24 protein-coding genes are annotated in these 23,390 nt (G+C 74.1%); 8 read left to right on the top strand and 16 right to left on the bottom strand.

Annotated features, from left to right (window positions below):
• Positions 1-15 precede the first annotated feature (15 nt).
• On the top strand, positions 16-426 hold the full coding sequence (locus GA0074704_RS17830; RefSeq protein ID WP_172880607.1) for a YchJ family protein: 411 nt from the start codon (positions 16-18) through the stop codon (positions 424-426).
• Here the strand turns inward: GA0074704_RS17830 and GA0074704_RS17835 are convergent.
• Complete coding sequence (locus GA0074704_RS17835) at positions 402-1,694, bottom strand: MFS transporter (RefSeq protein WP_088971559.1); 1,293 nt, start codon at positions 1,692-1,694, stop codon at positions 402-404. The genes GA0074704_RS17830 and GA0074704_RS17835 overlap by 25 nt on opposite strands.
• A 197-nt stretch (positions 1,695-1,891) precedes the next feature.
• Positions 1,892-2,899, bottom strand: coding sequence for a mechanosensitive ion channel family protein (locus tag GA0074704_RS17840; protein ID WP_088971560.1), 1,008 nt, complete (start codon positions 2,897-2,899; stop codon positions 1,892-1,894).
• 99 nt (positions 2,900-2,998) lie between these two features.
• On the opposite strand from GA0074704_RS17840, the gene GA0074704_RS17845 reads away from it, so the two are divergent.
• Complete coding sequence (locus GA0074704_RS17845; RefSeq protein ID WP_197697543.1) at positions 2,999-4,603, top strand: sensor histidine kinase; 1,605 nt, start codon at positions 2,999-3,001, stop codon at positions 4,601-4,603.
• A 33-nt stretch (positions 4,604-4,636) separates the two neighbouring features.
• Here the strand turns inward: GA0074704_RS17845 and GA0074704_RS17850 are convergent, their stop codons facing one another.
• From GA0074704_RS17850 to GA0074704_RS17875, 6 genes are all read right to left on the bottom strand, one after another.
• Positions 4,637-5,515 (bottom strand): SPFH domain-containing protein, encoded by an 879-nt coding sequence (locus GA0074704_RS17850; RefSeq protein WP_088971562.1) that lies wholly within the window; start codon positions 5,513-5,515, stop codon positions 4,637-4,639.
• Positions 5,516-5,601: 86 nt separating this feature from the next.
• Positions 5,602-6,285, bottom strand: a complete 684-nt coding sequence (locus GA0074704_RS17855; RefSeq protein ID WP_088971563.1) for a hypothetical protein — start codon at positions 6,283-6,285, stop codon at positions 5,602-5,604.
• A 19-nt stretch (positions 6,286-6,304) separates the two neighbouring features.
• Positions 6,305-7,132 (bottom strand): hypothetical protein, encoded by an 828-nt coding sequence (locus GA0074704_RS17860; protein WP_088971564.1) that lies wholly within the window; start codon positions 7,130-7,132, stop codon positions 6,305-6,307.
• 33 nt (positions 7,133-7,165) lie between these two features.
• Positions 7,166-7,513, bottom strand: a complete 348-nt coding sequence (locus tag GA0074704_RS17865) for a hypothetical protein (RefSeq protein WP_088971565.1) — start codon at positions 7,511-7,513, stop codon at positions 7,166-7,168.
• A 15-nt stretch (positions 7,514-7,528) separates the two neighbouring features.
• Complete coding sequence (locus GA0074704_RS17870; RefSeq protein ID WP_088971566.1) at positions 7,529-8,194, bottom strand: hypothetical protein; 666 nt, start codon at positions 8,192-8,194, stop codon at positions 7,529-7,531.
• A gap of 128 nt (positions 8,195-8,322) precedes the next feature.
• Positions 8,323-8,604 carry a hypothetical protein gene (locus tag GA0074704_RS17875; RefSeq protein ID WP_088971567.1) on the bottom strand — a complete coding sequence of 94 codons (282 nt, stop codon included), beginning with the start codon at positions 8,602-8,604 and terminating at the stop codon, positions 8,323-8,325.
• Positions 8,605-8,786: 182 nt separating this feature from the next.
• Here GA0074704_RS17875 and GA0074704_RS17880 point away from each other — a divergent pair, with 182 nt between their 5' ends.
• Entirely contained in the window at positions 8,787-9,920 is a 1,134-nt protein-coding gene (locus GA0074704_RS17880) for a peptidoglycan recognition protein family protein (RefSeq protein WP_088971568.1), read from the top strand.
• 131 nt (positions 9,921-10,051) lie between these two features.
• Positions 10,052-10,465, top strand: coding sequence for a VOC family protein (locus GA0074704_RS17885; protein WP_088971569.1), 414 nt, complete (start codon positions 10,052-10,054; stop codon positions 10,463-10,465).
• Here the strand turns inward: GA0074704_RS17885 and GA0074704_RS17890 are convergent.
• Positions 10,446-11,399 carry a diacylglycerol/lipid kinase family protein gene (locus GA0074704_RS17890; protein WP_088973772.1) on the bottom strand — a complete coding sequence of 318 codons (954 nt, stop codon included), beginning with the start codon at positions 11,397-11,399 and terminating at the stop codon, positions 10,446-10,448. The genes GA0074704_RS17885 and GA0074704_RS17890 overlap by 20 nt on opposite strands.
• An 83-nt stretch (positions 11,400-11,482) precedes the next feature.
• Here GA0074704_RS17890 and GA0074704_RS17895 point away from each other — a divergent pair, with 83 nt between their 5' ends.
• Entirely contained in the window at positions 11,483-13,057 is a 1,575-nt protein-coding gene (locus GA0074704_RS17895; RefSeq protein WP_088973773.1) for an FMN-binding glutamate synthase family protein, read from the top strand.
• 121 nt (positions 13,058-13,178) lie between these two features.
• Here GA0074704_RS17895 and GA0074704_RS17900 read toward each other — a convergent pair whose 3' ends face one another.
• Positions 13,179-14,198: a DMT family transporter gene (locus tag GA0074704_RS17900; RefSeq protein WP_172880610.1), complete on the bottom strand. Its 1,020-nt coding sequence runs from the start codon at positions 14,196-14,198 to the stop codon at positions 13,179-13,181.
• Here GA0074704_RS17900 and GA0074704_RS17905 point away from each other — a divergent pair.
• Positions 14,197-15,582 carry an aminotransferase-like domain-containing protein gene (locus tag GA0074704_RS17905; RefSeq protein ID WP_088971570.1) on the top strand — a complete coding sequence of 462 codons (1,386 nt, stop codon included), beginning with the start codon at positions 14,197-14,199 and terminating at the stop codon, positions 15,580-15,582. The genes GA0074704_RS17900 and GA0074704_RS17905 overlap by 2 nt on opposite strands.
• 14 nt (positions 15,583-15,596) lie before the next feature.
• Here the strand turns inward: GA0074704_RS17905 and GA0074704_RS17910 are convergent, their stop codons facing one another.
• The 6 genes from GA0074704_RS17910 to GA0074704_RS17935 form a co-directional block, all read right to left on the bottom strand.
• On the bottom strand, positions 15,597-16,646 hold the full coding sequence (locus GA0074704_RS17910) for an aldo/keto reductase (protein WP_088971571.1): 1,050 nt from the start codon (positions 16,644-16,646) through the stop codon (positions 15,597-15,599).
• Positions 16,647-16,758: 112 nt separating this feature from the next.
• Positions 16,759-17,511, bottom strand: a complete 753-nt coding sequence (locus GA0074704_RS17915) for a hypothetical protein (protein ID WP_088971572.1) — start codon at positions 17,509-17,511, stop codon at positions 16,759-16,761.
• 107 nt (positions 17,512-17,618) lie between these two features.
• Complete coding sequence (locus GA0074704_RS17920; RefSeq protein WP_088971573.1) at positions 17,619-18,233, bottom strand: LutC/YkgG family protein; 615 nt, start codon at positions 18,231-18,233, stop codon at positions 17,619-17,621.
• On the bottom strand, positions 18,215-19,624 hold the full coding sequence (locus tag GA0074704_RS17925) for a LutB/LldF family L-lactate oxidation iron-sulfur protein (RefSeq protein WP_088973774.1): 1,410 nt from the start codon (positions 19,622-19,624) through the stop codon (positions 18,215-18,217). Before GA0074704_RS17925 ends, GA0074704_RS17920 begins: the two co-directional genes overlap by 19 nt.
• 17 nt (positions 19,625-19,641) lie before the next feature.
• Complete coding sequence (locus GA0074704_RS17930) at positions 19,642-20,415, bottom strand: (Fe-S)-binding protein (RefSeq protein WP_088971574.1); 774 nt, start codon at positions 20,413-20,415, stop codon at positions 19,642-19,644.
• Positions 20,416-20,473: 58 nt separating this feature from the next.
• Positions 20,474-21,550 (bottom strand): NYN domain-containing protein, encoded by a 1,077-nt coding sequence (locus tag GA0074704_RS17935; RefSeq protein WP_088971575.1) that lies wholly within the window; start codon positions 21,548-21,550, stop codon positions 20,474-20,476.
• 112 nt (positions 21,551-21,662) lie between these two features.
• On the opposite strand from GA0074704_RS17935, the gene GA0074704_RS17940 reads away from it, so the two are divergent.
• Together GA0074704_RS17940 and GA0074704_RS17945 are read left to right on the top strand one after the other, a co-directional pair.
• On the top strand, positions 21,663-22,361 hold the full coding sequence (locus GA0074704_RS17940) for a response regulator transcription factor (protein ID WP_088973775.1): 699 nt from the start codon (positions 21,663-21,665) through the stop codon (positions 22,359-22,361).
• Complete coding sequence (locus GA0074704_RS17945; RefSeq protein WP_088971576.1) at positions 22,354-23,379, top strand: sensor histidine kinase; 1,026 nt, start codon at positions 22,354-22,356, stop codon at positions 23,377-23,379. The genes GA0074704_RS17940 and GA0074704_RS17945 overlap by 8 nt, the downstream gene beginning before the upstream one ends.
• The last annotated feature ends 11 nt before the right edge of the window (positions 23,380-23,390 follow it).

Raw genomic sequence — 23,390 nt, forward strand, 5'->3', positions numbered from 1 at the left:
GGGGACAATGGTGGGGTGGCGAGACGTGCAGCCCGGCCGGACGTGGCCGATCGACCCTGCCCCTGCGGCTCCGGCCGGCCGTACGCGCGGTGCTGCGGGCCGCTGCACCGCGGCGAGTCCGACGCCCCGACGGCGGAGGCGCTGATGCGTTCCCGGTTCAGCGCCTTCGCCGTCGGCGACGCCGACTACCTGCTGCGCAGCTGGCACTCCACCACCCGGCCGGCGCGGCTGCGCCTGGACCGGGACCAGCGCTGGGTCCGCCTGGAGGTGCGCGACACCCACGGCGGTGGCCTCTTCGACGCCGAGGGCACCGTCGGGTTCCGCGCCCACTACCGGGAGGCGGGCCGGCCGGGCACCCTGGAGGAGCGCAGCCGCTTCGTCCGGGAGGACGGCCGCTGGGTCTACCTGGACGCCCTGCCCGACTGAGCCGGCCGGCGTGGCCGCGCCGGCCGGCGGGCCACCAGCAGCCAGCCGGCCACCAGCAGGTAGGGCACCGCGGCCACCGCGAAGGCCCACCGGTGCCCGCCCACACCGGCGGCCAGCGCGTAGCCGGCGTAGACCCCGATGATGGTCAGGTCGGTGGCCATTCCCGCCAGCGACGTCACCGTCGCCCGGCTCGGGCCGGTGATCCGCGTCTGCAGCCCGGCGTCGGCCAGCACGGTGGCCAACTGGAGGCCGCCGAACGCCGCAGCGACCAGCGCGAGGCCGACCGGCTGCCCCGAACCGGCGCCCACGGCCAGCGCCACGGCCGAGGCGGCCAGCAGGGCGGCGTACCCGCGGTCGCCCAGCCGCTCCCCCAGCGGGGCGGCCAGCCCGCCGAGGGTGACCCCGATCGTCATCAGCGCCACCAGGGCCGGCACACCGGCCGCCGGCACACCCGTCTCGCGGATCAGCAGCGGCACGTACTCGTCCAGGCCGCCCCAGACCGCGGCGACCACCGCGACCAGCAGCACCGCGGCGGCGAGCCTCCGGTCGGTGCGCGCCTCGTCGAGGCCGGTGCGCAAGCTGGCCAGCCAGCCGGATTCCGCGCTGACGTCCGTCTCGGGATCGCCGTGGGCGTGGGTCGGACCGTCGCCGGTGGGCGGACCGGTCGGGGCGGGGTCGGGCGCGCGGTGTTCCGGGAACCGGACCGCGATCGCCGCGGCCAGCAGGCACGCCGCCACGCTGGCCACCCCGACGGCCGGATAGCCGCCGGCCGCGAGCACCGGCCCGGCGAGCGCCGCGGCGGCCAGGGTGCCGAGCACCCCTGCCGTCTTCGCCCGGCCCATGGTGCGCGCGTACCGGCCGGCGGCGCCCAGCCGGTCGAGTTCGGTGAAGACCAGCGCCTCCAGGGCCCCGGAGGCCAGCGCCCCGCCGGCTCCCCAGAGCAGGAAACCGGCGGCGAAGGCCGGGTACGACGGGAGGAACACCCAGACCGCGAAGCCGGCGCCGGCCAGCAGCGGGGCCAGGCACAGCAGCAGCCGGCGGGACACGGCGTCGGCCCAGGCGCCCGAGGGCACCTCCAGCGCGATCGCGGTGACCGACCAGAGCACGAAGAGCGAGGAGATCTGCCCGACCGACAGCCCGGTGTCGCTGAACAGCAGCGGATACAGCGGATAGAGCAGGACGACGTCGGTGAGGAACGCGTAGCCGTAGAGGGTGGCCGCCAAGCGGCGCACACGGGTGTCGGGCACCCGCGCGGAGGTGACAGTCATGAGGCCTTCCTGGGGACGAGGTGGACGCCGGCTGGTGCGGCGGCCACGGCGGCCCGCGGTCAGTGCCTCTGGCTAGGGATCAACATCGCCAGGTCATGGGGGTGATGGTAGCCCGACGGCCGCTCCGGCGCGGCCCGGTGCGGATGGCGAAGGGGTGGGACCGGACCGGTCCCATCCCTTCCTGCTGCCCGCCAGGGTCAGCGGCGGAACTTGTCGACGTCCTGCTGGGACGGAATGATCATGGTGGCCTCGGCGTCACCGCCCGGGCGCTCGGCGGGCGGCGCCGGCTGGCTCGGCACGGTCGGCTCCGCCGGGACGGCCGGCGTGGTCGGAGACGTGCGGTCGGCGTCGGCGTACGGCGCGACGGGCTGGGTCAGCTCCGCCTCGTCGGGTCGGGAGACGATCTGGGTGGTCTCGGCCGCGTCGTACGGGGTGGCCGGCGGGGTCGGCACGGCGTCCGCGGTGGCGGGGGCGGCCGGCGGGGTGGCCCGGGCCGCCTCCTCACGCCGCTGCTCCCGGTAGGCGCGGGCGTGCGTGGCGATCGTCGAGGACTCCCGCTCGGCCCGGCTGAGCCAGGACTCCCAGCGGCTCTGCATCGGACGGACCAGGCCGCCACCCACCCCGACGACCAGGATGCCGCCGACCGTGGCGAGGACCGCGATCAGCACCGGGGTGGTCACCGCGGTGGCCACCCCGATCTGGTTGAGGGCGGCGATGACGCCCAGGCCGAGGATGAACACCGAGGCGACGGTGGCCAGCACCCGGCCGTACGACAGGCCGCCGAGCGCGGCGCCGATGATGTCCTTGACGGCCCGGGCGATGGCGGCGGCGACCACCACGATGACGATCGCCACGAAGGCGCGCGGCAGCCAGGCGACCACCCCGGCGATCAGGTCCGAGATGGGGTTCGGGCCCCAGATGCCGAAGGCGAGTTGCAGGGTCACCAGCAGCACACCGTAGTAGGCGAGCTTGGCGACGATGTCGCTGGCGTCGTAGCGGGACCGGGCCAGGGCGGTCTTGACGCCGCCGCGCTCGACCGCCCGGTCGAAGTGCACCCGCTCCAGGACCTTGTCGACAATCTTGAGTACCGCCTTGGCGATCAGCCAGCCGACCACCAGGATCGCCACGAAGGCGACCGCCTTGGGCAGGAACAGCATCACCGACCGGAGCGCGTCACCCACCGCGTCCCCGAAGTTGTCCTTCATCTGAGGTTCCTCCACGCCTGTCAGCTCGGGTCGTACCGGGCGGCACTACCCTGGCTGGCTGAGCGGGAAACGCCGTCATGGTTCGGTTACCCTGCTGCCGTGAACAGCAGCTCCACAGCGGGAGGCGGCCGACGGGCCGCCCTGACGACCAGCCGGTGGCTCAGCATCATGATGCTGGCGATGACCGTGCTGGTGCTCGCCGGTGGCGGGTTCGGGGCCGGGCAGCTGGCCCACACGGCCGCCGTGTCGAACCGCCTCTCCGACCGGATCGCCCCGGCCCGCACCGCCGTCGGGCGCTTGGACGTCGGCCTGTTGGAGCAGGTCGCGGCGGTTCGCGGGTACGTCATCACCGGCGACGCCCAGCTGCTGCGCCCGTACGACGAGGGGTTGCGGACCGAGCGCGCGACGGTGACCCGGGTGCGCGGCCTGCTCGCCGGCGAACCGGCGGCGCTGGACGAGCTGGACGCGGCGCTGGCGCTGGCCGACCGCTGGCGGGCCGACTTCGCCACCCGGCTGATCGCCCAGCGGCGGGCCGGAACGTCCGCGACGGCGCTGGCGCCGGTGGTGCAACGCGGCCGGCTCGCCTTCGACGCCGCCCGGGCCGCGCTGACCCTGCTGGAGAGCCGGCTGGACCGGGTGCAGGCGGCAGGGCGGGCCGACCTGGACCGGGCGCGGGCCCGGCGGGACCTGTTCTTCGTGCTGCTGCTGGCCGCCCTGCTGTTGTCCAGCGTGGTCATCGCGGTGCTGGTACGCACGACGGTGCTGCGCCCGCTGAACCGGCTCGGCGCGTCGGTGCGGCAGGTGGCCGGCGGCGAGTTCGACCACCGGCTGCGCCCGGAGGGCCCGGCCGACATCGCCCGGCTGACCGCCGACGTGGAGACCATGCGGCAGACGGTGGTCGACGCGCTGATGTCCAGCCGCCGGGACCGCGACGCGTTGGAACAGCAGGCCGCCGAGTTGCGCCGCTCCAACGAGGACCTGGAGCAGTTCGCCTACGTGGCCTCGCACGACCTGCAGGAGCCGCTGCGCAAGGTGGCGTCGTTCTGCCAGATGCTCCAGCGCCGCTACGGCGACCGGCTCGACGACCGGGCCCGGCAGTACATCGGGTACGCCGTGGACGGCGCGACCCGGATGCAGGACCTGATCAACGACCTGCTGGCGTTCTCCCGGATCGGCCGGGTCTACAGCGACGAGCGGGAGGTCCACCTGGCCGAGGTGTTCGCGCAGGCCCGCTCCAACCTGTCCGGCGCGGTGGCCGAGGCCGACGCCGAGATCGAGGCCGACCCGATGCCGGTGGTCCACGGCGACCCGACGCTGCTCACCATGCTCTGGCAGAACCTGCTCGGCAACGCGGTGAAGTTCCGCAGCCCGGACCGGCCGCCCCGGGTGCGGGTCACCGTCATCGAGGAGGCGGCGGGCTGGTCGTTCGCGGTGGCCGACAACGGCATCGGGGTCGACCCGAGGTTCGCCGACAAGATCTTCCTGATCTTCCAGCGGCTGCACCCGCGCGGCACCTACGACGGCACCGGGATCGGCCTGGCGATCTGCAAGAAGATCGTCGAGTACCACGGCGGGACGCTGCACCTGGACGACGCGTACGCCGACGGGGCGCGGTTCGTGTTCACCCTGCCGAAACCGACGGATCCGGTCGTCGAGCCGCTGCCGGAGCAGCGCGACGGACGGGAGCCGGTGGTCCCGGTCTGAGCCCACGACCACCGGTGCGAGGCGCCCGCCCCGTCAGTGCCGGGTCTCCGGGTGGCCGCGGTGCCCGTCCCCCGCCGGTACGCCCTGCGGGGTAGGCACCGGTGTGACCGGCTGCCCGGCGGCCGGGGCGGGCTGCTGCCGGGTGCCGTTGGCGAACTCGTCGAAGAACCGCAGCAGCTCGACCGGGAACGGCATCACCAGCGTGCTGTTCTTCTCCGCCGCCACGTCCACCACCGTCTGCAACAGCCGCAGCTGGTACGCACCCGGCGTGTCGGCCATCGCCCGGGAGGCGTCGGCGAGCCGCCGGGACGCCTGGTACTCGCCGTCCGCGGCGATCACCCGCGCCCGGCGTTCCCGCTCCGCCTCGGCCTGCCGGGACATCGAGCGCTTCATCCCCTCGGGCAGCGCGACGTCCTTGACCTCCACCCGTTCGATCAGCAGGCCCCACGGCTTCTCGGTCGGGGCGTCGATCACCGACTTCAGTTCGGCGTTGATCCGCTCGCGGTCGCCGAGGACGGTGTCCAGGTCGGCCTTGCCGATCACCGAGCGCAGCGCCGTCTGGGCCACCTGGAGCACGGCCGACGGGTAGTCCCGCACGTTCACCAGCGCCTTCACCGGGTCCACCACCCGGTAGTAGACGACCGCGTCCACGGTCAGGGTGACGTTGTCCCGGGTGATCGCGCCCTGCGCCGGCACGCCGATCACGGTGGTCTGCATGCTCACCCGGACCATCCGGTCCGCGATCGGCACGATCAGGTGCAGACCGGGCTGCCGGATGCGTTCCAGCACCCGGCCGAAGCGGAACACGATCCCCCGCTGGTACTGCTGGACCAGGCGGACGCTCAGCGACGCGAGCAGCACCACCAGGACCACGACGACGACCAGGCCGATGACGGCGGCGGCGCTTCCCATGACCCCTCGATCCCGGAGGCCCCCGCCTCCCGGCGCCGCGCATACCCACCGCGGCGCCGGTCACTCCTACCCGGCCGCGCGTACGGTCAGCGCAGGTCGTCCAGGACGTCCGCGGCCAGCTCACGCAGCTGCGGGCGCAGCGCCCGCAGCTGCCCGGTGACCACCGGCAGCCGGTTCTCCGGCGAGCGGCCCAGCAGGATCCGCACGGTGACCACGGCGTTCGCCGACCGGACGGTCGTCGCGGCGACCTTCTCGGCCGGGTAGAGCACGGTGAACGCCTCGTCGCCCGGCGTCGCCTCCGGCACCAGCACCGTCCGTCCGCCGTTGCTCGCCTCGCCGGCCTCGGCACGGATCCCGGTGAGCAGCCCGGCCAGCTGCGAGGTCGCCTCCTTCGTGACGTCCCCGCCGGCCGGCAGGCGCCGGTAGACGGTCACCTTGGCGTTGACCCCGGGACGGCCGCCCTGGGCGGCGGCACCCCAGGCGCAGCCGGCCGTCGCCACGTACGTCCCGTCGCCGGACTCGGCGCGGTCCGGCGTGCCCGCCCCGGTGGCCTTCAAGGTCCGGGCGGCAGCGCTGGTGAGCTGCGGGCAGCGCTGCGCGAGCCCGGTCCACCGGGCGCCGGTGGACGCCGCCTCGGTGGCCCGGGGCGTACCGGCGGCCGTGGTCGGCGCGGGGTCGGGCTGCTCTGCGTCGTCCCCGGTGGATCCGCAGCCGGCCGCCAACAACAGGGCGGGCAGGGCGGCGGCGGTGACGAGACGGAATGCGCGCACGCGGGCTCCTCCTGGTGGGTCAGCCGGTCACGGACTGCGGCCAGCGGCCGCCGTTCAGCTCGCCGCTGTGGTCGGCGATCTCGTTGGCCAGGGTGTTGATCGACTGGATCACCTCGGCGAGCCGCTTGCCGAGGTTGAGCAGGTAGCTCATCCCCTCGCTGACGGCGGTGCCGATCAGGCTGGAGAACTCCTGAAGCGCGAACGGCGCCTGGGTGACCGCGCCGGCCGCGGTCTCCGAGATGTCGATCGCGGTGCTGGTGATCGCGCCGGCCACGGCGGCGTAGTGCTCACCCACCTCGACGATGTACGCGGTGTTCGCCGTGGCCACGTCGGCGAGCCACTGGCTGGTCGCCTTGACCTTGCCGACGCTGGCGTCCACCGCCTTGGTCTGCCGCTCGACCTCCTGGGTGTAGACCTCCTTGGTCGGGCCCTGCCAGTAGGCGAGGTTGTGGCCGCCGCCCATGTCGTTGCCGATCTCGGAGAGCGGGGTCAGCACGCCGGTGGTGAACTGGAAGCCGGTTTCGAAGAGCGAGCCGATCGGCACGGAGCCCTGGAACGCGTACTCCAGCCGCTGCAGCGCGTTGCTCACCTCCTTGCCGATGGTCTCCATCAGCTCGTGGATCTTCCGGACCGCGCTGGCGATCTTCTCGGTCCACCACTCGGAGATGGTCGCCCAGATGCTGTCGTTGTCCAGCTCGTCCTCGACCCGCTTGAGCAGCGAGTTGACGCTGGCGACCAGCTTGTCCCAACCCTCGCGGATGCGCCGGAGGACATCCTCGACCAGGTCGACGCCCTTCCGGAAGGCGCTCATGATGTTGGGGGCGAACTCCGTGCTCTGCGGCGGCACGACGGCTCCTGTCGGTTGGGTCGGGCGGGAGGGTCAGGCGGACCAGATCTTGTCGAAGTTGGCCACGTTGTCCTCCTCCGCGTGCTCGTACCAGTCGGCGTTGCGGTTGAGCGCCCCGGCGAACTGGTCGAACTCGGTGGCCGCGTCGGTGAACAACGTGGTCAGCTGGCTGTGCATCTTCTCGTAGGCGCTCTGCAGGTCGGTGGCGGAGACGCCGCCGATCAGCGGGTCGGGCACCACGAAGGCCAGTGGGGAGAGGTTCTGGTCGCCGGTGGTCCGCGCGACGGTCTGCATCCGGTCGGAGAGCTTGCGCCACTTGACCGCCTCCGCGCGGATGGCCTCGGTGGCGACCTGCACCTTGGCCCGCGAGTAGTCACCCATCGGTCTTCCTCCCTGTCAGCGCCGGGCGGCGGTGGTCAGCTGTGCGGCCTCGCGGAGCGCGGCCACGGCGTCGGCGGCGATCCGGTCACCGTCGGCGGGCCCGAGGTCGTACCCGTCCACCTCGGCAGCGAGCACGCCGCCGCCGGCCAGGGTGAGTCGGACCAGGCCGTACGGGCCGACGACCACCCGGTGGTCGAGCTCGGCGGCCTGCCGACTCAGCCGGTCCGCCGCGGCGAGGATCTCGAAGCCCCGGTCGGCCTTGGCCTGGATCGCCTCGACGTAGCGCGGCGAGTCCGGGTCGGGCAGCGGCCCGGTGGGGGACGGCAGCAGCCGCTGCGGGCGCGGTGGGGCGGGCAGCTCGTGGCCGTACCGCTCGGCGACCGCGCGGGCGACGCCGAGCTTGGAACGGGCGAAGTCCAGGGCCGCCAGCAGGGCCACACCGACACCGGTCGGACCCACGGCCCGCCACCAGCCCGGGTCGAGCCAGAGGTCGACCAGGTCGCCGTCGGTGTCGACCAGGCAGGTCACCGAGCCGGTGACGTCGGTGCCGGAGACCGGGCCGTACCCGCCGACGTCCTCGCCGGGGCGCGCCTGGCCGAAGTGGCGCTCCATCCGGGCCAGGAACTCCCGGGCGTCGTCCAGGCGCGGGTCGTCCGCGCCGTGCTGCTCGTGGTAGGGCATCCGCTCCCCCGCTGGCCGGCACGGGTCCGGCGGCCGGCCACGCGACCGTGCGGCCACGCACCCCCGTGCTGAGTGACGCCGACGACCATAGTCGACCACCGCCACCGCGCGGTGCCCGCCACCGCCGCTCAGGGAGCCGGATATCGCCGGCGCAGGAAGGCGACCAGCCCGCCCTGCTCCAGGGTGACCAGCTCCCAGTTGCGGGTCTCCAGGAACTCCACGGCGGCGAGCAGCCGGTCGACCTCGGCGAGCGTGCCGGCGCCGAGGGAGAGGGTGTTGCTCACCATCGCGCCGGGCGACGGCGTCAGCATGATGTACCGGAACGGGTACGGGTCGAGGTTCACCCGACCGCTGAGGATGTCGTCGGAGTGGAACCGGCGCGGCGGGCGCTGCGGTACGGGATGGGCCACGCCCCGAGGGTAGGGCCCGGCCGCCCGTGGCCCGGGACGGACGTACCCGCCGTCGACGGTTTTCGATCGACGCAGCCTCTGGCGCCCGACCGTTGTTGGCAATATCCTCCACTGCACGCGTAGCCGATGGAGTTCCTTTTCACGCACCCCGGCGTGCCCGCGCTGGCCACTGAGGAGACGTCATGCACTTCGACCACCCCGAACTCGACCGCCGGACCCTGCTGCGGGCCGGTCTCGGCGCCGCCGCGGTCGCGGTCGTCGGCAGCGAGCTGGCCCTTCCGTCCGCCGCCCTGGCCGCCACCGGCGCCGACCTCGACTGGATCATCAGCTGCGACGAGTGGGGCGCCCGCCCGCCGGCCGACCCGCTGTCGATCAGCGCCATCGCCACCAACAAGATCATGCTGCACCACATGGCGTTTCCGAACGTCACCGACTACTCCGAGGAGCACGCCAAGCAGCTCGCCCGCGACTGCCAGGACCTGCACCTGGACGTCAACCACTGGTCCGACACCGGCCAGCACTTCACCGTCAGCCGGGGCGGGTACGTCCTGGAGGGACGACACGGCAGCCTGGAGCGGCTCGGCGTGGGCGACCGGCAGATGATCTCGGCGCACTGCCCCGGCGAGAACGGCCGGTCGATCGGCATCGAGAACGAGGGCACCTACGTCACCGACACCCCGCCGCAGCAGCTGCTGGACTCGCTGGTGAAGCTCTGCACCACCATCTGCCGGCAGTACGGGCTGCACGCCCACGACATCTTCGGCCACTGGGACTTCCGGGCCACCCAGTGCCCCGGCGCGATGTTCTACCGCGAGTTCCCCGCCCTGCGCCGCCGGGTCTTCACCGCCCTCGGCACCGACCTGGCCGACGTGCCGGCCCGCCGCTGGCCGGACATCTGGCGCTTCGTCGGCGGACCGGTGGTGCGGGTGGCGCAGTACCTGCTCACCCACCGTGGCTACACCGTGCCGGTCACCGGCGTCTTCGACGCGGCCACCGTGGCCGCCGTGCAGGACTGGCAGTCCCGCAACGGCATCCCGGTCGACGTCGACGCCACCCTCACCGGCCCCACCTGGGAGACGCTCGCCCCGGAGCTGGGCAAGGACGCCACCGGGATCCCGGTGCAGGCGGTCCAGTTCATGCTCAACTCCAAGGGCTACACCGACGTGGCGATCACCGGCCAGTACGACTGGGTGACCAAGAAGGCCCTGCAGGACCTCCAGGAGCTGCACGGGCTGGACACCAACGGCAAGGTCTCCACCACCACCTGGTGCGCCCTGGTCGGCGGCGTGGTGCGCCAGTCGTTCACCCAGGACTGACCGGGCCGTCCCCTCGAGGCGGCGGTGGGGGCGTCGACGGCGCCGCCCCCACCGCGTACGCCCGGCGCGCCACCCCTGTCCCCACCGGTCCGGATGCGACGATGCGCTGACCAGGACAGGAGGAGGGCGCGATGAGATCCCGGCTCAACCCGTACCTGAACTTCCCCGGCAGCAGCCGGACGGCGATGGAGTTCTACCAGCGCGTGTTCGGCGGCAAGCTCACCATGAGCACGTTCGCCGAGTTCGGCAACGACGACCCGGCGCTCGCCGACAAGATCATGCACGCGCTGCTGGAGACCGACGACGGCTTCACCCTGATGGCCTCCGACACCGCCCCGGGCATGGACCACCACCCGGGCAACGACATCGCGATCTGCCTCAGCGGTGACGACGCCGGGCAGCTGCGCGCCTGGTGGACGGCGCTCGTCGAGGGCGGCACCGTCTCCGTGCCGCTGGAGCGTCAGATGTGGGGCGACGAGTTCGGCACCTGCACCGACCCCTACGGCGTCGCCTGGATGGTCAACATCACGACACCCCGGGACTGACCGGCGGGTCGTCCGGGCAGCAGACGGTCAGCGCCCGCGGTACCACCCGTACCTTCAGCCGGTCGGTCTCGCCGCGGTCGCCGCCGTCCAGCTCGTAGGTCATCGGCGCGCCGAACCGCACCCTGATCCGGCGCCCCCGGGTCAGCCGCACGAAGGGCGAGTCCTCCGACCGGCCGCCCGCCATCCGGCCCAGGGTGCGGGCCCACTGCATCACACCGGTCGCGGTGGTCACCCCGACATCCAGGCAACCGTCGTCGGGGCGGGCGTCGTCGAAGGCGGGGATGCCGCCGGTGATCGTGCCGACGTTGCCGAACAGCACGCAGGTGGCCTCGCCGTCGAACCAGTCGGCCCCGTCGACCCGGATCCGCATCCGCACCGGCTCACCGCGCACGTGCCGCAGCCCGGTCCAGACGTACGCGAGGCGCCCCAGCCGGCCCTTGAGCTTCCGGTCCGCCTCGGCGATCATCTCGCCGTCGAAGCCGGCGCCGGCCATCACCGCGAAGTGCTCGCCGTTGACCCGGCCCAGGTCCAGGGCGCGACGCCGGCCGAGCAGGCCGATCCGGACCGCCTCGGTGAGATCGTGCGGGATGCCGAGGTTGGTGGCGAAGAGGTTGGCGGTGCCGGCCGGCAGGATCGCCATCGTCGCCCCGGAGCCGGCCAGGGCGTCGGCGCAGCGCTGCACCATGCCGTCGCCGCCCCAGACGAAGACCAGCTCGGCGCCCTCGCGCAGCGCCTTGCGGGCCTTCTTCGGGGCCTTGCGGCTCTTGGGCACCTCGTACCAGATCGGGTCGGTGATGCCGGCGTCGGCGAGCGTGGCGCGCAGCTCGGCCAACCCACCACCGAGGGTCTTGCGACGGTGGGCGACCACGGCGACGGTGCCCACCCGCTCGGCGGTCGACGGTACGGCACGCAGGTCGGCCCGGCTGCTGCTCATGACGGCGTTGGTACCCACCCCGCATGATCGGCATGCCCGCGCGAACCGTGCGGACCGCCACGATCCCGGGGAGACTGGCGGGCATGACCTGGGCCCGTCGAGCCGTACCCGTCGCCGCCGCCGCTCTCGCGGCACTCGCCGCGCGCGACCTCACCCAGCGCGACCACGCGCTGCTGCGCAACTTCCCGCTGCTGGGCCGCGCCCGGTACCTGCTCGAGTCGATCGGCCCGGAGCTGCGGCAGTACATCGTCGCGGCCAACGACGAGGAGCGGCCGTTCACCCGCGACCAGCGCCGCTGGGTGTACGCCTCGGCCAAGCAGGAGAACAACTACTTCGGCTTCGGCACGGACAACGACATCGAGCACACCGCCGGATATCCGATCATCAAGCACAAGACGTTCGGCGCGGCCGTGCCGCCGTCCACGCCGGCCGCTGGGCACGACGTGCGGCTGCCCTGTGCCAAGGTGCTCGGCGGCGCCCGGGGCCGGACGAAGGCGTTCCGGCCCGAGTCGGTGGTGAACATCTCCGGGATGAGCTTCGGCTCGCTGTCGGGCAACGCGATCGAGGCGCTGAACAAGGGCGCCGCGCTGGCCGGTTGCTGGCAGAACACCGGCGAGGGTGGCCTGTCGCCGTACCACCGCAACGGCGGTGACCTGGTCTTCCAGCTGGGCACGGCGTACTTCGGCTGCCGCGACGAGCACGGCCGGTTCAGCCTGGACCGGCTCAGGGAGGTCGTCGCGGGCGCGCCGGTGCGGGCGCTGGAGGTGAAGCTCAGCCAGGGCGCCAAGCCCAGTCTCGGCGGGCTGCTGCCCGGGGCGAAGGTGTCGGCGGAGATCGCGGCGACCCGCGGCATCCCGGCCGGCCAGGACTGTGTCAGCCCGTCCCGGCACGCCGAGTTCTCCGACTGCGACAGCATGCTGGACTTCGTCGAGCTGCTCGCCGCCGAGACCGGCCTGCCGGTGGGGATCAAGTCGGCGGTCGGCGACCTGGGCTTCTGGACCGAGCTGGCCGACCTGATGCGCGACACCGGCCGGGGGGTGGACTTCGTGACCGTCGACGGCGGGGAGGGCGGCACCGGCGCCGCGCCGTTGATCTTCACCGACTCGGTGTCGCTGCCGTTCCAGCAGGGCTTCTCCCGGGTCTACCGGACCTTCGCCGAGCGTGGCCTGCACGAACAGGTGGTCTTCGCCGGAGCCGGCAAGCTCGGCCTGCCGGACAACGCGATCGTGGCGTTCGCGCTCGGCTGCGACCTGGTCAACGTGGGCCGGGAGGCGATGCTGGCGATCGGCTGCATCCAGGCCCAGAAGTGCCACACCGACACCTGCCCCACCGGTGTCGCCACCCAGAACTCCTGGCTGGCCCGCGGCCTCGACCCGGCCAGCAAGTCGGTGCGGGCCGCCAACTACCTGCAGACCCTGCGGCGGGACCTGGTCAAGGTCGCCGAGGCCTGCGGCGTGGAGCACCCCGGCCTGATCGACACCTCCGCGGTGGAGATCCTCAACGGCCGCACCGGCTCCACCCCGCTGCACGAGGTGTACGGCTACCGACCGGAGTGGGGGCTGCCCGGCGCCACCGACCGGGCGGAGATCAGCCGGCTGATGGCCGGCGAGGCGCCGCGCGGCGGCAGCGCCCCTCCCTCCCCCACCGCGCAGCGCTGACCGCGCCGGTCCGGCGGTGACCGGCGCCGGTCCCCGGCACGGTCGCCGCCCGGACGAACCACGTCGCACCACATCGGACGTCCGGAGTGGATGCCGCCGCGCGGGGCTTACCAGGACGGCCCTACTGGCCGGGCGCGCCCGGCTGCACGATCCGTTCCGCCGGCGCCGGGCGGTACGCCTCCTTCTCGTCCGGGGCGAGGGCGGCGAAGAGCCCCACACCGGCCGGCCGCCCCGCCAGCCGGCTGCGCTGGGTCACCACCACGCAGGCCAGCACCGCCACCGCCGCCGCGACGGAGGCCGCCGTGACCCGCTCGCCGAGCAGCAGCGCCGACCACACCAGGGTCAGCACCGGCTGCGCCAGCTGGACCTGGCCGACGTGCGCGATGCCGCCCCGGGCCAGCCCGGCGTACCAGGCGAAGAAGCCGAGGAACATGGAGACCACGGTGAGGTATCCGAACGCCGACCAGGTGGTGGCATCGGCGCGCGGCGGGTGGATGACACCGGCCAGCACCGTGACGGGCACGGTGACGGGCAGGGCGAGCAGCAGCGCCCAGCAGATGGTCCGGGCACCACCCAACTGGCGGGCGAGCGCGCCGCCCTCGGCGTACCCGAGGCCACAGAGGACGACCGCCGCGAGCAGGGAGAGGTCCGCCAGGGACAGGCTGCCGTGGACCGCGCCGCTGGCGCCGAGGAAGGTGAGCACCGCCAGCATCCCGCCGGCGCTCGCGGCCCAGAACAGCGGGGACGGCCGCTCACCGGCGCGCAGCACCGCGAAGACGGCCGTCATGGCGGGCAGCACGGTGACGACGACCGCGCCGTGCGCGGAGGTCTGGCTCAGCAGGGCCAGCGACGTGAACAGCGGGAAGCCCACCACCACGCCGAGGGCGACGATGGACAGCCGGCGCCACTGGTCGCGGGTGGGGCGTGTCGCGCCGACGCCGTGCAGGTAGGCCCCGGCCAGCAGGGCCGCGCCGACCGCCCGCCCGAACGCCACGAACCACGGGTCGAGTTGCTGCACCGCGACCCGGGTGGCCGGCAGGGACAGGCTGAACCCCAGCACGCCCAGCGCACCCAGGGCGAGGCCCGCCGCCCGGCCCGCCGTTACCGATCCGCCGACAGTAACGCTACTCTTGTCTCTCATGGACCAGGGTAACGCAGCGGAGCGGGTCGTCCAAGATCTGCTCCGCGTCGTGTCCGCCGCGGCGCCCGGGGCCCGGCTGCCCTCGGTGCGCGAGCTGAGCGCCCGGCACCAGGCCTCGCCGGTCACCGTCACGGCGGCGATCCGGCAGCTGGTGGCGCGTGGAGTGGTGGAGGCGCGCGCCGGCCGGGGCACCTTCGTGGCCGCCCCGCCGGAGCACCGCACCACCCCCGACCTGTCCTGGCAGACCGTCGCGCTCGGCCCCCGCCCGGCCGGCGAGGCGGAGATGCAGGCGCTACTGGCGTTACCACCTCCCGGCGCGATTCCCCTCTCCGGTGGCTACCTCGACGCGGACCTGCAACCGGCCGCCGCACTCGGCGCCGCCCTCACCCGTGCGGGCCGGCAGCCCGCGTCGTGGCAGCGGGGTCCGGCCGAGGGGCGGGCCGACCTGCGGGCCTGGTTCGCCCGCGAGGCCGGTGGCGGGCTGCGCGCCGACGACATGGTGATCTGCCCCGGCGGGCAGTCCGCGCTGTCGTCGGCGCTGCGCGCGCTCGCCGCGCCCGGCGACACCCTGCTCGTCGAGTCGCCGACCTACCTGGGCGCGCTGGCCGCCGCCCGGGCCGCCGGCCTGCGGGTGGTGCCCGTGCCCGCCGACGCCGACGGGGTACGCCCCGACCAGCTCGCGGCCGCCTTCGCCCGCACCGGCGCCCGACTGTTCTACTGCCAGCCGCTGCACGCCAACCCGCACGGCGCCACCCTGGCCCTCCACCGCCGGCCCGCGGTGGCCGCGGCGGTACGCGACGCCGGCGCGTTCCTGATCGAGGACGACTACGCCCGCGACCTCACCCTCGACGGCGAGCCACCGCCGCCACTGGCCGCCGACGACCCGGACGGGCACGTCGTCCACCTGCGCTCGCTGACCAAGTCGGCCGCTCCCGGGCTGCGGGTGGCCGCGATCGGCGCGCGCGGTCCGGCCGGCGCCCGGCTGCGCTCGGCCCGGCTGCTCGACGACTTCTTCGTCGCCGGGCCCCTCCAGCAGGCCACACTGGAGTTCGTCACCTCCCCCGCCTGGCAGCGGCACCGCCGCGACCTGCGTATCGCGCTGCGGGCCCGCCGGGAGGCGCTGCTGGCCGCGCTGCGCAGGCGCCTGCCCGATCTCCTCCCGGAGTCGATCCCGCGCGGCGGCCTGCACCTGTGGGCCCGCCTGCCCGACGGCGCCGACGACGTCACGGTGGCCGCCGCCGCAGCGGCCGAGGGGGTGATCGTCTTCCCCGGCCGCCCCTGGTACGCCGCCGAGCCGCCGGCCGCCCACCTGCGTCTGACCTACGCCGCCGCCCCGCCCGAGCAGATGGACGAGGCGTTGCGCCGCCTCGCCCGGGCGCTGTGACCGTTGGCGGTGGCTCAGGCCGCCGCCCGATCACCCGTCGGCCGGCGGCGCCGGGCGGCATCGACGAGAGCCGGGGGCTGCCACACCCCGTCGGGCGGATAGAGGTTGGCGCCCGGCGGGACGATGGCGTCGATGCGGTCCAGCGTCTCGTCGTCGAGCTCGAGGGCGGCGCCGTCGAGCAACCGTTCGAGGTGATCCATGGTGCGCGGTCCGATGATGGTGGCGGTCACCGCCGGGTGGGCGCTGGTGAAGGCGAGCGCCAGCTCCGGCAGGCTGCGGCCCAGATCGCCGGCCAGGTCGATCAGCTGCTCCACGGCGTCGTACTTGGCGACGTTGGCGGGCAGGTCCGGGTCGAACCGGCCGGGCGTGCGGGCGGCCCGGCCGCTGGTCAGGTCGACCGGCCGGCCCCGGCGGTAGCGGCCGGTGAGGAAGCCGGAGGCGAGCGGGCTCCACACCAGCACCCCCATGCCGTACCGCTGGCAGACCGGCAGCACCGACGCCTCGATGCCACGCGCCAGCAGCGAGTACGGTGGCTGCTCGGTGCGGAACCGGCCCAGCGCCCGCCGCTCGGCCACCTGCTGCGCCTCGACGATCTGCTCCGCCGGGAAGGTCGAGCAGCCGAACGCCCGGATCTTGCCCGCCCGGACCAGGTCGGTCAGCGCGGAGAGCGTCTCCTCGATGTCGGTCCGGTCGTCCGGCCGGTGCACCTGGTAGAGGTCGATCCAGTCGGTGTCGAGACGGCGCAGGCTCTCCTCCACCGCCCGCATGATCCAGCGACGGGAGTTGCCGCCGCGGTTACGGCCCTCCCCCATCGGGAAGTGGACCTTGGTGGCCAGCACGACGTCGTCCCGGCGTCCGCGCAGGGCCTTGCCGACGATGACCTCGGACTCACCCGCCGAGTACATGTCCGCGGTGTCGACGATGTTGATCCCGCGGTCCAGCGCGGTGTGGACGATCCGGCCGCACTCGTCGTGGTCGGGGTTGCCGACGGAGCCGAACATCATGGTGCCCAGGCAGTAGGTGCTGACCTCGATGCCGGTGCCGCCCAGGGTGCGGTAGCGCATGACGGATCTCCCCGTGGTCGTCGTCCCGCGGCCGGATCCGACCGCGGTGTCGGGCGCCGACGCTAGGGGCTCCAGTGCACTCGAAGTCAACGGGTGTGGACGGGGTCGCCGCTCAGGTCTCCAGCAGCCCGCGGATCACGTCGTCGAGCACCGGGTCCACCGGGAACCGGGCCGCCAGCCAGTCCAGGGTGGTCCGGGCGGCCTCCCGGTTGCCCTCGTAGCCGGGGACCATCGCGGCCAGTGGCAGCACCTGCGCCGGCCACGCCTGCTCCACCCGCCGGCTCGGGTCGAACGGGTCCCGCCGGTGGGCGGCGTCGGTGGTCAGCCGCAGCAGCGAGATCACCCGGTCCAGGGCGTACGACTGGATGAACCGGCACGCGGTCAGCCGTTCGCCGCGCAGCTCCCGGTGCAGCCCGACGTAGAGGTTGGTCAGCGCCTCGTTGAGGTGGAACTCGACCGTGTCGTACGGCGTCGGGGCGGGTGGCGCCGGCCGGTCGGCCAGCCCGGCGGGCGCGTCGGCACGCTGCCAGACCACCCGGGCGCCGGTGAACGGCAGCCGGGCCAGCTGCGCGACGGTGAAGATCGCGTACTCGACGAAGACGCCGTCGGCGTAGAGCGCCTTGCGGCCGTTGCGCTCGTTGGCGAAGCTCCAGGCCACCGGGTGCGGCGCGGCCAGCCAGGAGACGTCGTCGACGTAGCCGGCCACCGCGCCGTCGTCGACGATCAGGAAGAAGTCCAGGTCGGAGTGGTCGTCCAGGCGGTCGTGCTCGGCCCCGGCGGAGCCCAGGCCGAGCAGGGCGATCACGTCCGGCCGGGTGGCGAGGTGGGTGGCGAGGTCGTCGAGTCGACGCAGCATCGGGTGCATGCCGTCGTCCCTTCCGTGAAGAGTCGACGTTTCATCCCGTACGGCCATGGGTTCCGCCGGGGTCGCGACACCGATGCCCGCCATTCTGGCCCAGACCGGGTGAGGGTTCAACCGGCCAGCACGACGTGCAGGTTCCGCGGGCCGTGCACGCCTTCCACCCGGTTCAGTTCGATGTCGCTGGTGGCCGACGGGCCGCTGATCCAGGTGAGCGGGCGGTCGGGGCGCAGCCGGGCGAGCGCGTCGGGCACCCCGGCGACGACCTGGTCGGCGCGGAGCACGCAGACGTGCACGTCGGGCAGCAGGGTGATCACCCGTCGTCCCTGGTCGGGGCTGGCGTCGAGGACGACGGTGCCGGTCTCGGCGACCGCCACGGCCGCTGCGGTGACCACGCCGTCGCAGGCGGCGATCTGGTCGTGGGTCAGGCCGTCGTCGACGACCGCGTGGACGCCGGCGGGCAGCCAGTGCCGGGGCAGCCCGGCCGGGACCACCACCCGGCCGCCGGGCAGGACGCCGGCGACGACGTCGGCCACCCCGGCGTCGGCACAGCGGTGCACGGTGGCGCGGTAGTCGGTGAGCCGCTCGACCAGCAGGTCCAGGTCGACCGGCGCCCCGGCCGGCCGGTAGTCGCGGGGCACGTCGGCGGGGCGGGTCGCGGCGTCCGCGCCGAGGGCAGCCCGCAGCCGGCCGAGGATCAGCTCCCGGCTCACCGTCGGGCCCACCATTCGCGGAAGGTCTCCCGGGGCGGTTCGGGCAGGTCCCGGCCGAGGGTCCACCCGTTCAGCGGCGGTGGCAGGCCCCGGCCGCGGCGGCCGGCGAGGCGGGACAGTCGCGCGGCGCGCTGCGCGGCCGCGTACAGCGCCGGGTGGTCCATCGTGTACGCGGCCGCGGCCATCGCCGCCGATTCGGCGGGCGGGTGCGGGGCCTCGGCGCGCAGGTGCACCAGCAGCTCCGGAATGTTGATCTTCACGGGGCAGGCGTCGTAGCAGGCGCCGCAGAGCGACGACGCGTACGGCAGGGAGGCGTTGTCGGCCACGCCGGTGAGCTGCGGTGACAGCACCGCGCCGATCGGCCCCGGATACACCGACCCGTACGCGTGCCCGCCGGCGCGTTCGTACACCGGGCAGACGTTGAGGCAGGCGGAGCAGCGGATGCAGTGCAACGCCGACCGGCCGGCCGGGTCGGCGAGCACCGCGCTGCGCCCGTTGTCCAGCAGCACCAGGTGGAACGCCTGCGGCCCGTCGCCGGGGGTGACCCCGGTCCACATCGAGGTGTACGGGTTCATCCGCTCCCCGGTGGAGGCCCGGGGCAGCAGTTGCAGGAAGACCTCCAGGTCCCGCCAGGTGGGCAGGACCTTCTCGATGCCCATCACGGTGATCAGGGTGTCGGGCAGGGTCAGGCACATCCGCCCGTTGCCCTCGGACTCGACCACGGCCAGCGTGCCGGTCTCGGCGACGGCGAAGTTGGCGCCGGAGACGGCGACCGGGGTGCTGAGGAAGGTGCGGCGCAGGTGGGCGCGGGCGGCTGCGGCCAGCGCGGCCGGCTCGTCGGTCAGCGACGGGTCCACGCCGGGCATCCGGCGCAGGAAGATCTCCCGGATCTCGGCCCGGTTGCGGTGGATCGCCGGGACGAGGATGTGGCTGGGGCGGTCCTCGCCGAGCTGCACGATCAGCTCGGCAAGGTCGGTCTCCACCGGTTCGATGCCGGCCGCCTCGAGGGCCTCGTTGAGGCCGATCTCCTGGGTGGCCATCGACTTGACCTTGATCACCCGGTCGGCGCCGGTGGCCCGGACCAGGCCGGTGACGATCCGGTTGGCCTCGTTCGCGTCGGCCGCCCAGTGCACGGTGCCGCCGGCGGCGGTGACCGCCGACTCCAGCTGTTCGAGCAGCTGCGGCAGGCGGGCCAGCACGTCGGCCTTGATCGCGGCCCCGGCGTCGCGCAGCCGCTGCCAGTCGGGCAGCTCGCCGATCACCGCCGCCGACTTCGCGCGGATGGTGCCGGTGGCGTGGCCGAGGTTGCGGCGCAGCTGCGGGTCGGCGAGGCCGCGCCGGGCGGCGACCGGGAACGGCTCGTCGCCGCGCAGGTGCCCGACGCCGCGCGGCGCGGTGGCCGGCATGCCGAGGAACGTCCGGGTCACGACCGCGCCTCCAGCCGCCGTCGCTCGCCGGCGGTCTCGCCGGCCTCCGTGGCGGCCAGGATCTCGGCCAGGTGCACGGTGCGTACGCCGGCACGCAGCCGGGACAGCCCGCCGCCGAGGTGCATGAGGCAGGAGGAGTCCCCGGCGGTGCAGACGTCCGCGCCGGTGGCCAGCACGTGGCGCATCTTGTCGGCCAGCATCGCCGTCGAGGTGTCGGCGTTCTTCACCGCGAACGTGCCGCCGAACCCGCAGCACTGCTCGGCCTGCGGCAGCTCGACCAGGTCCAGGCCGCGCACCGCGCGCAGCAGCCGCAGCGGCTTGTCGCCCACCCGCAGCAGCCGCAACGAGTGGCAGGTCGGGTGGTAGGTCACCCGGTGCGGATAGTACGCGCCCACGTCGGTCACCCCGAGCACGTCGACCAGGAACTCCGACAGCTCGAAGGTGCGCCCGGCGACGTCCTCGGCCCGGGCGGCGAGTCGCGGGTCACCGGCCCGGCGGGCCACCATGGCGTGCTGGTGGCGTACCGACCCGACGCAGGAGCCCGACGGCGCGACCACCGCCTCGTACGGGGCGAAGGCGCGGACGTGCCGCCGGACCAGCGGCAGCGCCTGGTCCGGGTAGCCGGTGTTGACGTGCATCTGCCCGCAGCAGGTCTGCTCCTCGGGGAAGACCACCTGGTGGCCGAGGCGTTCCAGCAGCCGGACGGTGGCCCGGGCCGCCTCGGGGAACATCGTGTCGGCCAGGCACGTCACGAACAACGCGATCCGCATGCTCACCTCCGCCCTGCGACGGTAACCCCGGGCGCGGGCCGCTGCCGCCCGGCCCGGCTCAGGCCGCCGGGACGGTGATCAGGTAGTCGTCGGCCTCGTCGCTCCAGCGCAGGTCGACCGCGCCGCCGGTGGCGGCGGCCCGGCAGAACTGGAGGAAGCCCCGGTAGCCGAGCTTCTTCTCGCTGAAGTCCGGTCGTACCCGGCGGAGCTGGTTCTTCAGCCCGGACAGCGCGACCGCGCCGTCCGCGCCGGCCAGGTCCTGCACCACGCTGCGGACCAGCGCGAAGGCGGCCTCGCGGTCGCCGTGCTCGGGGAGGGTGACCTCGGGGTCGCCCTTGGCCGGGCCCTCGGCCAGCTCGATCACGTTGCGGCCGGCGAGGTGCCGCAGCAGCTCCCCGAAGGTACGGAAGCCGTAGTCGGACTCGCTGAAGGTCGGGTCCTTGCGGCGCAGCGCGCGCTTGAGGGTGGAGGCGGTCACCTCCCCGCCGGAGCTGCCCTGCATCCCGGCCACGGTCTGCGCGACCAGCACGGCGAGGCTGTCGACGTCGCGGGCCGGCTCCTCGGCGGCGGCCTGCGCCTCGACCTCCTGCTCCACCGGCTGCGGCTCCGGGCTGGGGGTACGCGCCGCACGGACGCGCTTCGGTCGGGCCGGCGGCACCTCCACGCCCTCGAGGCGGTCGTAGTAGAGGAACTCGTCGCAGGCCGGCGGCAGCAGCTTCGAGGTGGACTTCTCCACCCCGACCCCGATCACCCGCTTGTTGAGCTCCCGCAGCTTGTGCACCAGCGGGGTGAAGTCGCTGTCCCCGGTGCCGATCACGAAGGTGGAGATGTAGTCGCGTTCGAAGGCCAGCTCGATGGCGTCCACCGCCATCTTGATGTCGGCGGCGTTCTTGCGGGAGGCGCCCATCCGCTGCGGGATCTCGATCAGCTCGACGTGCGAGCGGGTGAGCATCCGGCGGTCCTCGTCGAAGTACGACCAGTCCGCGTACGCCCGGCGTACCACCACCCGGCCCCGCTCGGCCAGCGCGTCGGCGATCGGACGCAGGTCGAACGTGCCGCCGCCCAGGTGCTCACGGGCGCCGAGGGCGAGGTTCTCGTAGTCGAGAAAGAGGGCGATCCGGTCTTCTTGATCCACGCGCTCAGCGTACGCCCGGGTCCGGCCGGGCCGTCGGCGGCGCGTAAGGCTTCCGCAAGGTTCGCCGGGCTCGGTGGCCGCTACGCTGGCCGACACCGGGGAGGAGGTACGCGTGGCGCAACGGGTGCTGGTCGTCGACGACGACCGGACGGTCGCCGACGTGGTCTGCCGCTACCTGGAGCACGCCGGCTACCAGGTGGAGCACGTCGGGGACGGGGCCGCCGCGCTGGCCTCGGTCGCCGCCGCCCCACCGCAGCTGGTCGTCCTGGACGTGATGCTGCCGGTGCTGGACGGGCTGGAGGTGTGCCGGCGGCTGCGGCAGCGGCCCGACGGCGTACCCATCGTGATGCTGACCGCGCGCGGCGACGAGGCGGACCGGATCCTCGGCCTGCAACTGGGTGCGGACGACTACCTGGGCAAACCGTTCTCCCCGCGTGAGCTGGTGCTGCGGGTGGCCTCGGTGCTGCGCCGCTGCGGCGGCGGCGAACCGGTCCCGGGGGCGGCGCGGGAGCTGACCGACGGTGGGCTGGTGGTGGAGACGGGCGCCCGGGTGGCCCGTCTGCACGGCCGGGAGCTGGCGCTGACCCTGCGCGAGTTCGACCTGCTGGAGTTCCTGATGCGGCATCCGGCGCGGGCGTTCCGCCGGGCCGAGCTGCTGGACCGGGTGTGGGGGTGGCGCTTCGGCGACCAGTCCACGGTGACCGTGCACGTGCGACGGCTGCGGGAGAAGATCGAGGCGGACCCGGCCGACCCACGGCGGATCGTCACGGTGTGGGGGGTCGGCTACCGGTACGAGCCGGCCGATGGCTGACCTCGCGCTGATCTTCGCGGTGGCGCTCGCCGCGGCGTGCGGGGTGGGGCTGCTGGGCGCGGCGGCGCTGCGGCTGCTGCGCGGCCGGTCGATCACCGTACACATCTCGGTGCTGCTGGCCACCACCGTCACCGCGGTCGTCGCCGGCGTGGCGGTGATCGCCGAGGCGATGTTCCTGTCCCCGCACGACCTGGAGGTCGTGCTGATCACCGTCTCCGCGGCGGCGGTGGTCAGTGTCGCCGTCGGCTGGCTCTCCGGGCGGCGGCTGGCCGCCGCGGCGGTCTGGGCCGACCAGGCGCGGGAGCGGGAGCGGCGGATCGAGAAGGGGCGCCGGGACCTGGTCGCCTGGGTGTCGCACGACCTGCGGACGCCGCTGGCCGGGCTGCGGGCGATGGCCGAGGCGCTGGAGGACCGGGTGGTCGCCGACCGGGTCACGGTGGACGAGTACCACCGGCGGATCCGGGTGGAGACCGACCGGATGACCCGGCTGGTCGACGACCTGTTCGAGCTGTCCCGGATCAACGCCGGCGCGCTGCGGCTGTCGCTGTCGCCGGTGCCGCTGGGCGACGTGGTCTCCGACGCCCTCGCCGGGACTGCGCCGCTGGCGGCGGCCCGCCGCATCCGGCTGGTCGCCGCCGAGTCGGGCTGGCCGGTCGTGGTGGCCAGCGAACCGGAGCTGACCCGGGTGGTGGGAAACCTGCTGCTCAACGCGGTCCGCTACACCCCGGCCGACGGCACGGTCCGGGTCGAGGCGGGCCGGGACGGCGAGCAGGCCTGGTTCGCGGTGGCCGACACCTGCGGCGGCATCCCCGAACCCGACCTGCCGCGGCTGTTCGACGTGGCGTTCCGGGGCGAGCCGGCCCGCACCCCGACGCCGGGCAACGGCGGGTTGGAGGGCTCCGGCGGGCTGGGCCTGGCCATCGTGCGCGGGCTGGTCGAGGCGCACGGCGGCCGGGTGGAGGTGGGCAACGTCGGCGACGGCTGCCGGTTCGTGGTGCGGTTGCCGCTGGCCGCCTGACCCACCCCGCG

The sequence above is a fragment of the Micromonospora siamensis genome (assembly GCF_900090305.1).
Classification (GTDB): domain Bacteria; phylum Actinomycetota; class Actinomycetes; order Mycobacteriales; family Micromonosporaceae; genus Micromonospora; species Micromonospora siamensis.